The following is a 15406-nucleotide window of genomic DNA, read 5'->3' as shown; positions in this document are numbered from 1 at the left end:
GCACGCGTAGCCGCTCATTCCCCCGCGCTACCCGCTCTATCAGGCCGCGTAGCCGCTCATACTTCCGCGCTATCCGCTCTATGAGCACGCGTAGCCGCTCATTCTTCCACGCTACCCGCTCTATCAACCCACGCATCCGATCATTCTTCCACGCTACCCGCTCTATCAGGCCGCGTAGCCGCTCACACTTCCGCGCTATCCGCTCTATCAACCCACGCATCCGATCATTCTTCCGCGCTACCCGCTCTATCCACCCACGCATCCGATCATTCTTCCACCCTACCCGCTCTATCAGCACACGCATCCGATCATTCTTCCACGCTACCCGCTCTATCAACCCACGCATCCGATCATACTTCCGCGCTACCCGCTCTATCCACCCACGCATCCAATCATTCGCCCACCCTATCCGCTCTATCCCCACACCACCCCTCATCAATTATGCCAAATGTTTCCCAAGTTCATGCACAATATGCGGTAACTCCGGCAAGATCAACTTATCCATCGCAAGCGTCACAGCCTTGGAAGAGCCCGGCAATAAAAATACCGCCTGTAATCCGATTCCGCCAGCGGTTGCGCGACTGAGCAATGCTTTTGATCCCACATCTTCGGTATAACTCAAAAAGCGAAACAGTTCGCCAAATCCGTCTAGTGGTTTTGTGAAATAAGGTGACACGGTTTCCACTGTAATATCCCGTGCTCCAATTCCCGTGCCGCCCGTGAAAATCATGGCTTGAATCGACGAATCGGACGACCAAGCGGATAACCGCTCTACAATATGCTTTGCTTCATCTGGGCAAATTTCATACGCTTTCACTGTATGTCCAGCTTCGATCAACTTGTCGCAAATCACCTTGCCACTCTTGTCATCCGCTTGGGTCCGCGTGTCACTGATTGTCAGCACCGCGACTGTAATTGATTGATCACGAGCTTTCTGTGGTAAATGAGCTTCTTCCATTTGCTATTCCTCCTAGCCGAATAATGAATGATAGATTTTTCGTCCTTCTCGCATATCTTTCAATCCATGAATTAACAGTCTGCCATTCCCGAATAAAATACAGCGATAGCCTTCCGCTTGAAATTCCACGAAAAACGGTGTCTCCCGGTAATCCGCCCCTAGTTGTCGGGCGACTTTCACACCGTCCGCCACCGTCAACTTACGTCCTGCATCAGGTATGATTTGCACCGTATCACGTCCGCATAGCACCGCGTATTGTGTGCCCGCGGCTTGATGCAACGCAGGATACGTCGGATGTTCGCCGCATGTTCCGCATTGCGGATTCTTCATCCGACTGATTCCTGCCTCAACCGATGTATTATTCCACACATCAAAATGAAGAAGTTTCGTGCGCATAGCCTTTTCATTTCCCGTCAGCCATTTCATCGCTTCCGCACTTTGATGTGCAGCCGAAATCTGGACAGCAGGCGCAATTACCCCTACTGTATCACACGTTTCATTGACCGCTGGCATGACCGGAAGCAAACAGCGGAAACACGGTGTCTTGCTTGGAATGAAAGGAAATACGCTGCCTGAACTGCTGACGACCGCGCCGTAGACCCAGGGGATAGCCAGTTTCCACGCAACATCATTGATCAGCAAACGTGTCTCGAAATTATCCGTTGCGTCGAGTAAGATATCTGCACCAACCGCAATTTCTTCGAGCAACGGTCCGTCGATATGATCGAGCACGGTCGTAATTTCCACATCTTCGCGAATAGCATGTAAGCGATGCGCTGCCGCCACGACTTTCGGCACACTATTTTTTGCATCTGCTTCGACAAATAATTGTTGTCTCTGCAAATTGGATGCTTCAACGTAATCTCGGTCTGCAAGCGTTATTTTACCGATTCCCGCGCGTACGAGCGTCTCGGAAATCGAAGAACCGAGCGCGCCACAGCCTATAATCACTGCATGTGCGTCAGCTAGCTGCCGCTGTCCCGACGTGCCAATAGGCTGAAATAATGTTTGCCTTGAATAGCGATTTTCCACTGGATCTACTTCCTTTCATTACACAACAAGCGAGGCAATCGGTTATGACCGATTGCCTGCTCTTATTTCTGGACTAATATCACTGAATGAACCAACATAGCGAACGACGTCGCCTGTTCCATCTTTTACCGAACTGATGGAAAGGAACTCCAAGTACTCTTCGCCACTCTTTTTCTTATTCCAAATTTCACCTTGCCAGACGCCTTGTTCATCAATTGTGCGCCACATTTCGTGATAGTATTCCCGGTCATGCCGGCCTGAACTTAAAATATTCGGGCTCTTACCAAGTACTTCCTCTTCACTATAACCTGTTAGCTTCGTAAACGCCGGATTGACCGAAACGATGGCCCCTTTCGAATTGGTCACGAGAATACCTTGCCCAGTCGAATCAAATACTTCTTTAGACAAGTTCGTACGATCCATATAATAAAGCCAGAAAGCCAATACAAGACTGACTAACGATACTTGTGAAAACGCCATGAAACCGATTGAATAGGAACCCGTCATGGAGAAAATCATCGCGAGTAATAATGGAGGGAAAAATCCACCAAGACCACCCATCATCGATACAATCCCATTCACAGTACCTGCTTGCTTACTGAAATACATCGGTACGAGTTTAAAGATGACACCATTTCCGAGACCCGCAGCTGCTGCAATCATAATACTGCCGACTGTGTACAGTCCGATATCGGGTGAAAATGCCAGAACGATGGATGAAATCGTCAAACCTGCGAAACAGCCCATCAACAAGAATAACGGCTGGAACTTATCGCCTAACCAACCTCCGACAGGACGCAATAACGTCGCAACGACGATGAAGCCGGCTGTACGAAGACCTGCGTCGACCTTATCGAGTTCAAAGTAATTGACGAGGAAACTTGGCAAAAACACAGTAAACGCAACGAATGAACCGAATGTGATGAAATAGAACAATGAGAAGAACCAAAGTTTTTCATTCTTATAGACACCTTTAATTTGCTCCACAATCGGCGCCTTCACTTTTACTTCTTTACGGTCACCGAAGAAGAAGTTCATTGCGATGAATACAAGCAATAAAATTAAATACATTTTGACAGTCATTGACCAGCCAAACTTCATCGCAAGGACGGGTGCTGAAAACGTCGTGATCGCTGTCCCGATGTTCCCCATCCCGTAAATACCATTGACGAGTCCGTGCTTTTCCTTAGGATAATACTTTGGTAGCGACGTAACCCCAACAGAGAAAATCGCGCCCCCTATCCCAAGTAACGTACCGCCGATCAAAAGCCCTGTCACTGTTGATGTTTCACTTATGTAGTAGACAGGAAATAATAGTACAATGAAACTGATAAAAAACATCATGCGTGCGCCATAGACATTGGCGTAGTAGCCGAGTGGAATCCGCAAAATCGAACCGAGTACTACGGGGATTGCCGTGATGATAGCTACACGCTCTGGTGGAATGCTGATATCTTCGCTAATAAACGGTAACAAAGAAGAGATCAGAACCCACACCATGAAACCGACGACTAGATTTGCTGTCTGCAGAGGTAACTGAATCTTTTGTATCATAGGAATCCATCCCATCTGAAATTAGTTGAAAAACGATCCAACACTCTTTCTTTTAGACTGATAGTATGTGTTACTCTGGTAGAATTGACGTATACAATTGTTCAAATAATTCATCTTGCTCTTTGGCAAGTAAGACCGATTGAACCATCGGAAAGATGACGTTTTCTTCTTTTACAAAGTGAATCATAATGACTTCAAACGCTTCGCCCGCGTCTTTTATGACGTCTTGCATCATAGCGAGAGTAAATTTCGATAGATCTCCTCTTGTGTGATGAAGGAAATGTCCGATAAACGCATCGATCTCATCGTGTTCTTCTTGCACGGCTTGAACCGGTCCTTGATCATTGCCCACATATTTTGCTAGCATCGGAAACAGGTATGCTTCTTCTTTTTCTGTATGGTTTTTCAGCGGATCGATGAATTCGACGAGAAGCCTGCGCATTTTCTTGAGTGCTTCGACACCTTCATCACGCGTGAATCTATCATTCTCAAAATCCAATACAATCGCATGCCACTGCTCCATCAAAGTCAGTAAGAAACGATGTTCATTTTCAAGCACACGTAATGCAGGTAGCGTATGCATAAATCCTGTATTGCTCATCATCTTTCACCTCCCGATTAGAAACTTAAAAACTTCTTGCGCAGCGCATATTCGACGAGTTCCGGGCGGCTCTTCAATTGTAGCTTGTCCATCATTTTCGCTTTATGCGCTTCTACAGTCTTGACGGAAATATACAGCATTTCTGCTATTTCCTTATTGCCATAACCTTTTGCAACAAGCGGTAGAATTTCGATTTCCCGTTTAGATAAAATCTTGAACGGATCATCTTCGTCTGTCTCTTTCGACCCTTTCTTGACAAACTCCCTGACGAGCGAAGTCGCCATGGACGGATGGACATACGTTCCGCCATCGTACACTTGACGAATGGCATGTAGTAACTCTTCGTCGGGCGCATTTTTCAAAATATAGCCTGATGCACCGTTTTTCAGTACGTGGAACATATACTCCTCGTCATCGTACATCGTTAAAATGACGATCTTCGTTTCTTTGAAATCTTCGTGAATTTTGCCTGTCGCAATCAAGCCACTTTGGCCAGGAGGCATGCTGAGATCCAGTAAAATAATATCCGGTCTGTGCTTCGCAACTAGTTCATATGCTTCCAACCCATCTGCCGCTGTTGCTACGACTTCCATATCATCTTGGAAATTCAATATATGCATAAATCCTGTGCGGACGACTGCATGATCATCAGCTATTATGATTTTCACTCGTTGCTCTCTCCTTCTTCAGCGGAATATTCGCTTGGACTGTCGTACCTGTTTGTTGACTAGAAATGATCGTCAAACTACCACCTACCAGTTCCACCCGTTCTTTCATCCCATATAGACCGAGTCCCGTGCCTTGCGGTGTAAAGTCATTGACGTCAAAGCCGACACCTTCATCAGATACTTTTATTTGCAGCTGTCCATCCACTTCATTCAACGTTAAAAAGACGTCTTCTACTTGGGCATATTTCATGGAGTTGAGAATCGCTTCCTGGCCGATACGATACGCAACCGTTTCAATCGCACCTTCATAACGTTGTTCTTTCAAATCGGATTCATAATGTACATACAATCCATAATTCTTCTCGAGATTCTTGATGTGTGTTCGGAAAGCGGCTTCTAATCCAAAATCATCGAGTACAGCCGGTCGCAATTCGACAGATAGATGACGGATCTCATCGAGTAAGCGCATCAGTGAACCTTCTGTTTGACGCAACTTCTCAAGTGCCTTGTCGTTCATGCCCATATATTTCAAGACGCGTAAATCGACGAGCGAACTGAGCATTTCCTGCGCTACACTGTCATGCAGCTCACGTGAAATTCGTTTGCGTTCATTTTCTTGCGCCAAAATCACTTGTTGCATGCGCAATTTTGATGGAGCACTTCGGACGTCTGAGTTTGTCTCGTTAAATTACGCAACATCAACATGGATACGTGTTGCTCTTCATCTAATACTTGATAGGTTGCGCTGTATGGTTGCAAGCCCAGATCTTTTGTCTCCAAATATAATTGGAATGAAGATACGGTTTGTTGTGGCTTCTCCATAAAACACGAAACACACGTCATCTGTTCATCTTCACTCGTAAAGCCACGGCATGTCAGACAAATGGCATCCGCCTCGCCCTGCAACATCTTTTCATAAAGAGAAGGTTCCATTATTTGTTTCGCCGCTTCATTCATTGAGAGAACTTCGCCATTCGCGCCGAAAAAGAACATCGCTTCTGTTGTCCGATCGTATAGTTTATGCAGCATAGTCGTTAGCTGGTCATTGTTCAATAAAGTCATCTTTCAATCGCTCCTTCATGTGAAACGGTCCGAATTGAGGCCCTACCGCATGCTTGAATTGCTCAAACTTGTCAGCGGTTAACCGGTCCACTTCACGATAGCCAATCAAAAGCACACCTTGCACATGGTCGTCACGGAATAGAGGAATCGCGCCAAAACTTTTCAGCTTTTCGAATACGACAATCGGATAGTTGTAGAGATCTTCATCCATAACACTTGAGGCAACGTTTTCGATCTTCATCGGCTTTCCTGTCTTGAAAACGGTTCCCGCCACGCCTTTGCCTGATTGAAGGACAATTCTACGATAGCGTAAACTGATATTCCCCGTTACATATCGCCACTTTAATTCGTAATGAAATTTCTTCAAATCCACTAATGCCAAGCCGATGAAATCCGCATGAAGCGTTTCTTTCAATTCGTCGATCGCCAGTTGGAAATCACTATTTACTTGTCCCGTCATAGACTTATCTCCTATTATTCATCATTCGCTTACCGGGGTGATTGTTTGGTCGGCTGATGTTTTCTATATAGAATATAACTTCTCCCTACATAATTCAATGGCACACTCCAGACGTGGACAAGTCGTGTGAATGGCCACATGGCGAAAATTAGAAATCCAGTTAAAACATGCAGCTTGAACGCAATGGGAACAGATGCCATATATGCAGCTTCCGGCTGGAATATGAGCAATGATCTGAACCAAACCGAAATCGTATCACGGTAATCGAATCCTGGCGTCGTTGTGTTTGTAATTAATGAACTGTAAACACCGATGAAAACGATAAACAACAACAAGGTATTGACGATTAAATCTGATTTCGAGGACAACTTGCGAACATTACTTTTTGTGAAACGACGTGATGTCAGAATAATCATTCCTGCTAATGTCATCACACCAAAGAATCCGCCACCCCACACGGCACCTATATGGTACATATGGTCGCTGATACCCATGGCTCGTGTCCACTCTTTCGGAATTCCAAGTCCTGCCACATGGCCTAAAATGACGGGGAAGATTCCGATGTGAAACAGCAAGCTACCGATCATTAATTGCTTCTTTTCAATAAACTCACTCGACTTCGCGGTCCAGCCGAATTGGTCATTCTTATAACGAAAAATATGTCCTACAATAAATACTGCGATACAGATGTAAGGAAAAATGACCCATAGAAATTGACTAGTCATTAGCGGAAACCTCCCGTTGAATACATGATTTACATGTTTCACGCAGCGCACGGATTAAATGAAGCCATGGACTTTCATACTTTTCAAGTGCTTTCATTAAAAAGTAGGAACCGTCCTCGATGACTGCGAGCAACATGGAAAAGCTCTGTTGCGCTCGCGGATCTCCCTTCCATTCAGCGGCATAAATAAATTCACACATTAACGGAAGTAAGTCGGATAGTTCTTCATCGGGCATTTCGAGCCCGAACATTTCGTATAACACTTTTAACTGCGCCAACGTCTGACCGCGTTCTTTCGAGTCTGCAAATTTCACGTACGTCATAAACAGCGTGGCGTCTTTTTGGAAATCGAATGTGTACGTGTACAACTCCTGTATTTCATCCAAACTGTACGTTTGCATCGTTTCCCAGTACAGCTGCAGGTCGTCATAACCCGCAGCGTTTTCCGTTACGTACTCATTCCACATGTCTGGATGGAACGTCAGCTTTTCCGGATAGTTCAGTTGATGGGAGAAAAAGCCGAAGATATGCTTCTTGTCATATAAGAGATCGAGATTAATCACGCCAGATCCCCCCGTAGAAGTTTTCTTCATAGATTTCCTTGCCCGTTTTCACTGGAGCCGCTCCCGGTGTTACAGGTCCGCAACCGTCACAACCTCCATCCGAGCCCATTACAGAAAATGAGGAATACGGATTTTGAGCCGGTGCTTGTTCACCGTAAGTTCCCATACCGTCGTAACCTGCTGAACCTTGTGAGCGGTAGACGTTCATTTGACTTTCTTTATGCGATGTTGGAATCACGAAACGATCTTCGTATTTGGCTATGGCAAGCAAGCGATACATTTGCTTTGTCTGTTTCGCAGTCAAGCCAACGCGCTCCAGTTTGGTTTCGTCAAAGTCCTTGCCTGAAGATACCGCACGCATATATGAACGCATCATAGCCATACGCTGTAAGCCTCCTTTGACAATATCCACATCTCCAGCCGTCAGCATATTGGCCAAATACTGAAGCGGAATTCGCATTTCTTCGATTGCCGGGAAAATCATGTCCGGATTTTTGATGGAATCTTTACCTTCAAAGTAGTTCATGATCGGGCTTAGCGGCGGAACGTACCATACCATGGGCAATGTCCGGTATTCCGGATGCAACGGGAAAGCCAACTTGTACTCGATCGCTAACTTATAAACCGGTGAGTTTTGTGCTGCTTCGATCCAGTCTTCGGAGATGCCGTCTTTAATTGCTTGCTGGATGATTTCCGGATCATGTGGATCCAGGAACAAATCACATTGTGCTTGGTACAAGTCTTTCGGATCCGGTGTAGATGCGGCTTCCTGTACGCGGTCTGCGTCATAAAGCAAGACACCTAGATAGCGGATTCGGCCTGTACATGTCTCAGAACAAACTGTTGGCAAACCAGATTCCACGCGCGGGAAACAGAACGTACATTTCTCCGCTTTATTCGTTTTCCAGTTGAAGTATACTTTCTTGTACGGACAACCCGTCATACAGTACCGCCATCCGCGACACGCTTCTTGGTCGACGAGGACGATCCCATCTTCGTCACGCTTGTACATGGCACCTGACGGACAAGAAGCTACACAGCTCGGGTTCAAGCAGTGTTCACATAGTCGTGGCAAGTACATCATGAACGCTTGTTCAAAGTTGAACTTGATTTCTTCTTCGATTTTTTCGATATTCGGGTCAGTGGGTCCTGTAATATGTGCGCCAGCTAACTGATCTTCCCAGTTCGGGCCCCACTCAGGATCCATGTATTCGCCTGTAATGACGGATTTTGCACGTGCAACCGGCGTATGTTTTCGATCCGGTGCGGACGTCAGTTTTTCATAGTCGTACGTCCATGGCTCATAATAATCTTTCATTTCAGGCATATCCGGGTTATAGAAGATTTTACCGAGTGCGATTTTCGACAGCTTGGAACCCGATTTCAATTCTAGCTTGCCTTTTCGCAACTGCCAGCCACCCTTATAAAGTTCCTGATCTTCCCAGCGTTTCGGGTAGCCGATCCCCGGTTTCGTTTCTACGTTATTGAACCACATATACTCGGCGCCTTCGCGGTTCGTCCATGTCGTTTTACACGTCACACTACATGTATGACACCCAATACACTTGTCTAAGTTCATGACCATTGCAACTTGCGCTTTAATTTTCAAGCCAGTTGACCTCCTTCATCTTACGGACAGCGACGTAGACATCACGTTGGTTACCGATCGGTCCGTAGTAGTTGAATCCATAACTGAGCTGTGCATAGCCGCCTACCATTTGGGTCGGCTTCATGTGAATGCGCGTCGGTGCATTATGGCTTCCTCCGCGTTGCTCGGTGATTTCCGAACCTGGCATTTGAATATGCTTATCCTGTGCGTGGTACATAAACATCGTACCTTTAGGCATTCTGTGACTGACAACGGCCCGTGCATTGACGACACCGTTTCGGTTATATACTTCGAGCCAAGCATTGTCGTCGATTCCGTGCTCTTCTGCATCGAGATTCGATAACCACACCGTCGGACCGCCACGGAACAACGTCAACATGTGCTGGTTGTCTTGGTATGTCGAGTGGATATTCCACTTACCGTGCGGTGTTAAGTAACGAAGAACGAGTGCATCTTGTCCGCCTTTAATTTCTGCATCACGGTCCGCAAAGACGAATGGTGGAAGCGTCGGTTTATAGACTGGCAATGCTTCGCCGAATCCAAGGAATAATTCGTGATCGATGTAGAAATGTTGTCTACCGGTCAATGTTCGGAATGGCACGAGACGTTCAATATTCGTCGTAAATGGCGAGTAGCGTCGACCTAATTTATTCGACCCACTGAAGACCGGTGTTGGAATGACTTCACGTGGTTGCGCGGTAATTCCTGCGAATGTGAATCGCTCTGCTGCGCGGTCTGCTGAAATATCTTTCAGTTCCATACCCGTATCATGCTCCGCTGCTTCAAACGCTTTTTGTGATACGCGGCCGTTCGTTGCGGAAGATAGTGTCAACATTGCTTCTGCTGCGTGTTTCGCTGTGTACAATTTAGGCAAGCCGTCTTTCACGGTATCGTCTTCATATATACCGTTGATGCCTTTCATCAGTTCATATTCATCCGCTACCGAGAAACTGACACCGTGTGCGCCCGTTTTCCCCGTCGATAATAACGGGCCGAGCGTAATATATTTATCGTAAATCTTCGTAAAGTCACGCTCGACAATCGTCATCCCCGGCATCGTTTTGCCCGGAATGGCTTCAATTTCCCCTTTACTCCAGTCATGTACTTCGCCCATCGGCTGAGCAATTTCCTGAACCGAGTCATGTGCTAACGGAGACGTGACTACATCTTTATAGACGCCTGGCAAATGCGTTTGCGCAAGTGTAGAGAACGTTTTCGCGATTTCACGATAAATATCCCAGTCCGATTTAGATTCCCATAATGGATTAACTGCCGGATTGAATGGATGGACGAATGGATGCATGTCCGTTGAAGACAGATCCACTTTCTCATACCAAGTGGCGGCTGGTAGAACAATATCTGCATATAGCGGTGTCGCGGTCATGCGGAAATCGAGTGCTACTAATAGATCGAGCTTTCCTTCCACATCGTCGCGCCACACCATTTCTTTCGGTTTCATATCCTCATTCGGTGTAGCAAGCAAGCCGTCTGATGCACCAAGTAAGTGTCTCATGAAGTATTCCTGCCCTTTTGCAGAACTTGAGATCAAGTTCGAACGCCAGACGAATAATGAACGCGGGAAGTTTTCCGGTGCATCTGGATCTTCTGCTGCGAATTGTAGTTCACCAGACTTCAGTTGATCGACGACATGCGCAACGACTTCTTTTGCATCCGTCTTACCGAGCTTCGCCGCTTCTTCCACGAGCAATAAACTATTTTTATTGAACTGAGGATACGATGGCAACCAGCCGAGACGCGCCGCGAGTACGTTATAGTCTGCCGGATGCTGGTATCTCGCTTCTCCGCCAAGTGGCGACAGAAGTGTATCCGTACCCGCTTCTTCGTATTTCCATTGATCGGTCGCAAAATAGAAAAATGATGTGGCATTTTGCAGACGTGGTGGGCCTTGCCAATCTTTTGCGAAGGCAATCGTGCTCCAGCCTTCGATTGGACGACATTTCTCTTGTCCTACGTAATGCGCCCAACCCCCACCGTTCACTCCTTGTGAAGCGGTCAACGTGACGAGGTTGAGAATCGCACGATAGATCGTGTCACTGTTGAACCAGTGATTGATGCCCGCTCCCATAATAATCATCGAACGTCCACCTGTGTCGATAGCATTTTGTGCAAACTCCATGGCGATTTGTGTAACAAGTTCTGGTTTAACGTTCGTAATCGCTTCTTGCCAAGCGGGTGTATAGATAGAAGTCACATCGTCATAACCTGTCGCCTCTAGCTCACTGCCGATTCGATTTACGCCATACTGACTCAACATAATATCGTATGTTGTCGTAACTAAACGCTCAGTGCCGTCCGCAAACTGTACTTTCATCACAGGAATGGGACGCTTGAATGTGCCATTTCCTCGGTTATCGAAGTATGGGAAATGCATTTCTTGCCATTGCTGTGCTTGTTTTTCGATAGATAATGCAGGCTCAATGCGTGTGCCATCTGCATGTTCCAATTGTAAATTCCACTTGACGCCTTCTTCCCAGCGTTGTCCCATCGTGCCGTTTGGAACAATGATTTCTTCTGTCGCTTCATCAAATATAACCGGTTTCCACTCAGCGTGCGCCGTCTGCTGTCCAAGATCACTTGCCCGCAAGAAACGCCCCGCTTTATACGAATCTTCATACGGATCAAGTAAAATCAAGAACGGCATATCGGTGTATTGTTTGGCATAGTTTATAAATGTTGGTTCTTTACGTTTTTGATAGAATTCATCCAAAATGACGTGTGTCATCGCTTGCGCAACTGCTGCGTCCGTCCCTGGGTTCGCTGCGATCCAGTCATCCGCATGCGTAACACTTTCCGCATAGTCCGGCGCGACGGAAACGACTTTGGTTCCTTTATAGCGGACTTCCGTCATGAAGTGCGCATCCGGCGTCCGGGTAAGCGGTACATTCGAGCCCCACATGATGATATAGCCTGCGTTGAACCAGTCACTCGATTCCGGAACGTCCGTCTGCTCACCCCAAATTTGCGGAGAGGATGGTGGAAGATCTGCGTACCAGTCGTAGAAACTGAGCATTTCGCCACCAAGCAATGAAATGAAACGCGCGCCCGATGCATAACTGACCATTGACATCGCAGGGATCGGTGTGAATCCTGCCACACGATCCGGACCGTATTTTTGTACCGTATAGATGAGTTGTGCCGCAATGAGCATCGTCGCATCTCGCCAATGAATCCGGACATGACCGCCTTTGCCGCGAGCTCTTTTGTATTCATTGGATTTCTCGGGATCTTCAATGATTGCTGTCCATGCTTTAACAGGATCTTTCGTTTCCGCCAACGCTTCGTTCCACATGCGCCACAGTTTTCCGCGTATATAAGGATACTTCACGCGCAATGGACTGTATTCATACCAAGAAAATGAGGCGCCCCGTGGACAACCACGCGGTTCAAATTCAGGCATATCAGGGCCACAGGATGGATAGTCGATTTGCTGATTTTCCCATGTGATGATGCCATTCTTGACGAAGACTTTCCAACTGCACGAACCCGTACAGTTTACGCCATGCGTCGTACGGACAACTTTGTCATGAGACCAGCGTTGACGGTACATGTTTTCCCAATCACGACTTTTCTCTTCTAGTACTGACCAACTTCCAGAATAACTCTCGACAGGTTTAAAATAATTCAATCCGAATCTCTTTTTCATCGAACATTTCCACTCCTTTTCAGAATGTAGCAGTAAATGAATCAGATCTACTTATTCTCTTACCCTCGAATAGACTAAGTAGTCTGAATTCCACATAAGGGAATTCCCTATTCATTACAACGTTTCATAGGCCTTTTCTATCAACTCTTGTAAAATATCTTTGTATAAAATAAGTATACGTGTTTCCATACTTGTTTCTATCAGGGAATTCCCTATTCTCCTTTCACGAATCTCTAGTTTTACTTTCTGAGTGAGGGAAAACTCTTTATACCGCCTTCTGAATACGTTCTACTATTTTCACAATTTTAAGTGTTTTTATTTAACAAATGGGAAATTTAGTATAGTTCTCATAATATTATGTTGATTTTATTTATATAAATGATAGAATTATATACAAAATGAAAGGTAAGGTGGATGATACCGTGGCAAACGAATTAAATAAAGTACTTCGTTGTGAAGCACTAAAAGATAAAATTGTTACAGCAGAAGAAGCAGCTTCTTGGATCGAGGATGGAATGTCTCTAGGTCTGAGTGGATTTACTTTGTCCGGAGACGCAAAAGCGGTGCCTTTGGCATTAGCAGAACGAGGAAAAACTGAAGACTTTAAAGTAAACGTTTTCACTGGTGCTTCAATGGGCCCGAACGTAGATGAATTAATGGCCAATGCAGACGTCATCAATTTACGTGTTCCATACCAAGGTAACCCAGCAATGCGCGGCAAAATCAACTCAGGTGACTCATTCTATATCGATCAGCACCTTTCCCATACAGCTGAATGGATTCGCCAAGGCGTAATCGGACCCGTTGACTATGCAATCATCGAAGCAGCAGCTATTACAGAAGAAGGATATATCATCCCGACTGGTTCTGTAGGTAACTCTCCGATTTTCGTTCAAGAAGCGAAGCATGTCATCATCGAATTGAACGTTAATGCACCTATGGAGTTTGAAGGCTTACACGACATCTATATTCCAGATGCTCAAAACCAACGTAAAGAAATCCCTGTGTACAGTGCAACAGATAAAATCGGTACACCAGGAATCAAAGTAGACCCTAAAAAGGTTGTCGGAATTGTTCTTACGGAGAAAGGTGATATTCCTTCCCCTATCGTTCCTCCAGACGAAGAGACACAAGAGATTGCAAACAACTTGTTGAACTTCTTCCGTGACGAGATCAAATTGGGCCGTATGGATGAAACGCTAATGCCCCTTCAATCAGGTGTCGGTTCGGTTGCGAACGCAGTACTTGACGGTATGAGAAATTCTGAGTTTAAAGATATCGAAGTATATTCTGAAGTACTTCAAGACGCAATCTTTGACTTGATCGATGACGGCGTAGTGAAATTCGCTTCTGCTACTTCATTGACTCTATCTAAAAAGCGTTTGGACAGCTTCAAAGACGATATCGCTAAATACCGTGATAAACTCGTATTCCGTCCACAAGAAATCTCAAACCACCCGGAAGTTATCCGTCGTTTGGGTATCATTTCATTCAACACAGCGCTTGAGCTAGACATCTACGGAAACGTTAACTCTACACATGTTAGCGGAACACGCATGATGAACGGCATCGGTGGATCTGGTGACTTCGCTCGTAACGCACGCATCGCGATTTTCGTTACGAAGTCTTACGCAAAAGGCGGAGACGTGTCATCTATCGTACCTTTCTCTTCTCACGTGGACCACACGGAGCACGATGTAGACGTAATCGTTACAGAACAAGGGTACGCAGATCTTCGCGGCTTGGCTCCAAGACAGAAAGCAGAATTGTTGATCGAGAACTGTGCTCACCCTGACTTCAAGGAAGAGCTACGTGATTATTACAATAGAGCAGTTGAACAAGTTGGCGGACAAACTCCACACATCTTGGAAGAAGCGCTATCTTGGCACGTGAATCTTGCGAAAAACAAGACGATGCACAAGACTGTAGAAGTTCAGAAGTAATTTTATAGATAGGAAATGACCAAGCGGACTTCGATCCGCTTGGTTTTTTCGTGTGATTTTTTTGGGGGTGGAGTGGGTAAATGGCTGGGTTGAGCGGATGTGGGGGTGGATAGAGCGGACGTGGGGTCGCATAGAGCGGGTAAACGGATGGATAGAGCGGATGCCGAGTCGCATAGAGCGGATAAACGGATGGATAGAGCGGATGCCGGGTCGCATAGAGCGGATAGCGTGAAAGTATGAGCGCTTGGCCATATATATGAGCGTCTCCTCTCTCAAGATGGATTAGGCTAGTCGCCGCGATGGACATTGAGCGGTTAAGCGAGTGCATAGAGCGGATACTGAGTCACGTAGGGCGGATAAACGGATGCATAGAGCGGATGCCGGGTCGCATAGAGCGGGTAAACGGATGGATAGAGCGGATGCCGGGTCACATAGAGCGGGTAGCGTGAAAGTATGAGCGCTTGGCCATATATATGAGCGTCTCCTCTCTCAAGATGGATTAGGCTAGTCGCCGCGATGGACATTGAGCGGTTAAGCGAGTGCATAGAGCGGATACTGAGTCACGTAG

General features: G+C 46.2%; 13 protein-coding genes. 1 reads left to right on the top strand and 12 read right to left on the bottom strand.

The genetic code is table 11. The annotated features are described in order from the left end of the window. Window positions 1–439 precede the first annotated feature (439 nt). The 12 genes from CSV70_RS15050 to CSV70_RS15000 form a co-directional block, all read right to left on the bottom strand. Window positions 440–958: a MogA/MoaB family molybdenum cofactor biosynthesis protein gene (locus CSV70_RS15050; protein WP_099628949.1), complete on the bottom strand. Its 519-nt coding sequence runs from the start codon at window positions 956–958 to the stop codon at window positions 440–442. Between the two features lie 12 nt (window positions 959–970). Next, entirely contained in the window at window positions 971–1990 is a 1020-nt protein-coding gene (locus tag CSV70_RS15045; RefSeq protein ID WP_099628950.1) for a ThiF family adenylyltransferase, read from the bottom strand. Window positions 1991–2032: 42 nt separating this feature from the next. Beyond that, window positions 2033–3544, bottom strand: a complete 1512-nt coding sequence (locus CSV70_RS15040) for an MFS transporter (protein WP_099628951.1) — start codon at window positions 3542–3544, stop codon at window positions 2033–2035. 70 nt (window positions 3545–3614) lie between these two features. Then, window positions 3615–4148, bottom strand: coding sequence for a hemerythrin domain-containing protein (locus CSV70_RS15035; RefSeq protein WP_233191830.1), 534 nt, complete (start codon window positions 4146–4148; stop codon window positions 3615–3617). Between the two features lie 14 nt (window positions 4149–4162). Then, entirely contained in the window at window positions 4163–4813 is a 651-nt protein-coding gene (locus tag CSV70_RS15030) for a response regulator (protein WP_085132607.1), read from the bottom strand. Beyond that, entirely contained in the window at window positions 4794–5453 is a 660-nt protein-coding gene (locus tag CSV70_RS16965; RefSeq protein ID WP_369822369.1) for a sensor histidine kinase, read from the bottom strand. Before CSV70_RS16965 ends, CSV70_RS15030 begins: the two co-directional genes overlap by 20 nt. Further along, entirely contained in the window at window positions 5441–5875 is a 435-nt protein-coding gene (locus tag CSV70_RS16960; protein WP_369822368.1) for a hypothetical protein, read from the bottom strand. Before CSV70_RS16960 ends, CSV70_RS16965 begins: the two co-directional genes overlap by 13 nt. After that, on the bottom strand, window positions 5856–6335 hold the full coding sequence (locus CSV70_RS15020; protein WP_099628952.1) for a GAF domain-containing protein: 480 nt from the start codon (window positions 6333–6335) through the stop codon (window positions 5856–5858). The genes CSV70_RS16960 and CSV70_RS15020 overlap by 20 nt, the downstream gene beginning before the upstream one ends. Window positions 6336–6364: 29 nt before the next feature. Further along, window positions 6365–7060, bottom strand: a complete 696-nt coding sequence (narI, locus tag CSV70_RS15015; RefSeq protein ID WP_099628953.1) for a respiratory nitrate reductase subunit gamma — start codon at window positions 7058–7060, stop codon at window positions 6365–6367. Then, complete coding sequence (narJ, locus tag CSV70_RS15010; protein WP_085132603.1) at window positions 7053–7622, bottom strand: nitrate reductase molybdenum cofactor assembly chaperone; 570 nt, start codon at window positions 7620–7622, stop codon at window positions 7053–7055. Before narJ ends, narI begins: the two co-directional genes overlap by 8 nt. After that, window positions 7615–9231: a nitrate reductase subunit beta gene (narH, locus tag CSV70_RS15005; protein ID WP_085132602.1), complete on the bottom strand. Its 1617-nt coding sequence runs from the start codon at window positions 9229–9231 to the stop codon at window positions 7615–7617. Before narH ends, narJ begins: the two co-directional genes overlap by 8 nt. Continuing rightward, window positions 9221–12895 (bottom strand): nitrate reductase subunit alpha, encoded by a 3675-nt coding sequence (locus CSV70_RS15000; RefSeq protein ID WP_099628954.1) that lies wholly within the window; start codon window positions 12893–12895, stop codon window positions 9221–9223. The genes narH and CSV70_RS15000 overlap by 11 nt, the downstream gene beginning before the upstream one ends. A gap of 398 nt (window positions 12896–13293) precedes the next feature. On the opposite strand from CSV70_RS15000, the gene CSV70_RS14995 reads away from it, so the two are divergent. Then, the gene (locus CSV70_RS14995) at window positions 13294–14838 is read left to right on the top strand and encodes a succinyl-CoA:acetate CoA-transferase ScpC (protein ID WP_369802576.1); all 1545 of its coding nucleotides are present in this window, start codon (window positions 13294–13296) and stop codon (window positions 14836–14838) included. Window positions 14839–15406 lie beyond the last annotated feature (568 nt).

Source organism: Sporosarcina sp. P25 (genome assembly GCF_002743235.1).
Classification (GTDB): domain Bacteria; phylum Bacillota; class Bacilli; order Bacillales_A; family Planococcaceae; genus Sporosarcina; species Sporosarcina ureae_B.
Note: the sequence above shows the minus strand (reverse complement) of the source record. Positions and strands in the feature narration are given on the sequence as shown.

Coding starts and splice junctions, on each gene's coding strand:
- CSV70_RS15020 (WP_099628952.1), bottom strand. CDS start 6,335: ATGACGGGACAAGTAAATAGTGATTTCCAACTGGCGATCGACGAATTG.
- CSV70_RS15050 (WP_099628949.1), bottom strand. CDS start 958: ATGGAAGAAGCTCATTTACCACAGAAAGCTCGTGATCAATCAATTACA.
- CSV70_RS14995 (WP_369802576.1), top strand. CDS start 13,294: ATGAAAGGTAAGGTGGATGATACCGTGGCAAACGAATTAAATAAAGTA.
- CSV70_RS16960 (WP_369822368.1), bottom strand. CDS start 5,875: ATGACTTTATTGAACAATGACCAGCTAACGACTATGCTGCATAAACTA.
- CSV70_RS16965 (WP_369822369.1), bottom strand. CDS start 5,453: ATGCAACAAGTGATTTTGGCGCAAGAAAATGAACGCAAACGAATTTCA.
- CSV70_RS15000 (WP_099628954.1), bottom strand. CDS start 12,895: ATGAAAAAGAGATTCGGATTGAATTATTTTAAACCTGTCGAGAGTTAT.
- narI (WP_099628953.1), bottom strand. CDS start 7,060: ATGACTAGTCAATTTCTATGGGTCATTTTTCCTTACATCTGTATCGCA.
- CSV70_RS15035 (WP_233191830.1), bottom strand. CDS start 4,148: ATGATGAGCAATACAGGATTTATGCATACGCTACCTGCATTACGTGTG.
- CSV70_RS15040 (WP_099628951.1), bottom strand. CDS start 3,544: ATGATACAAAAGATTCAGTTACCTCTGCAGACAGCAAATCTAGTCGTC.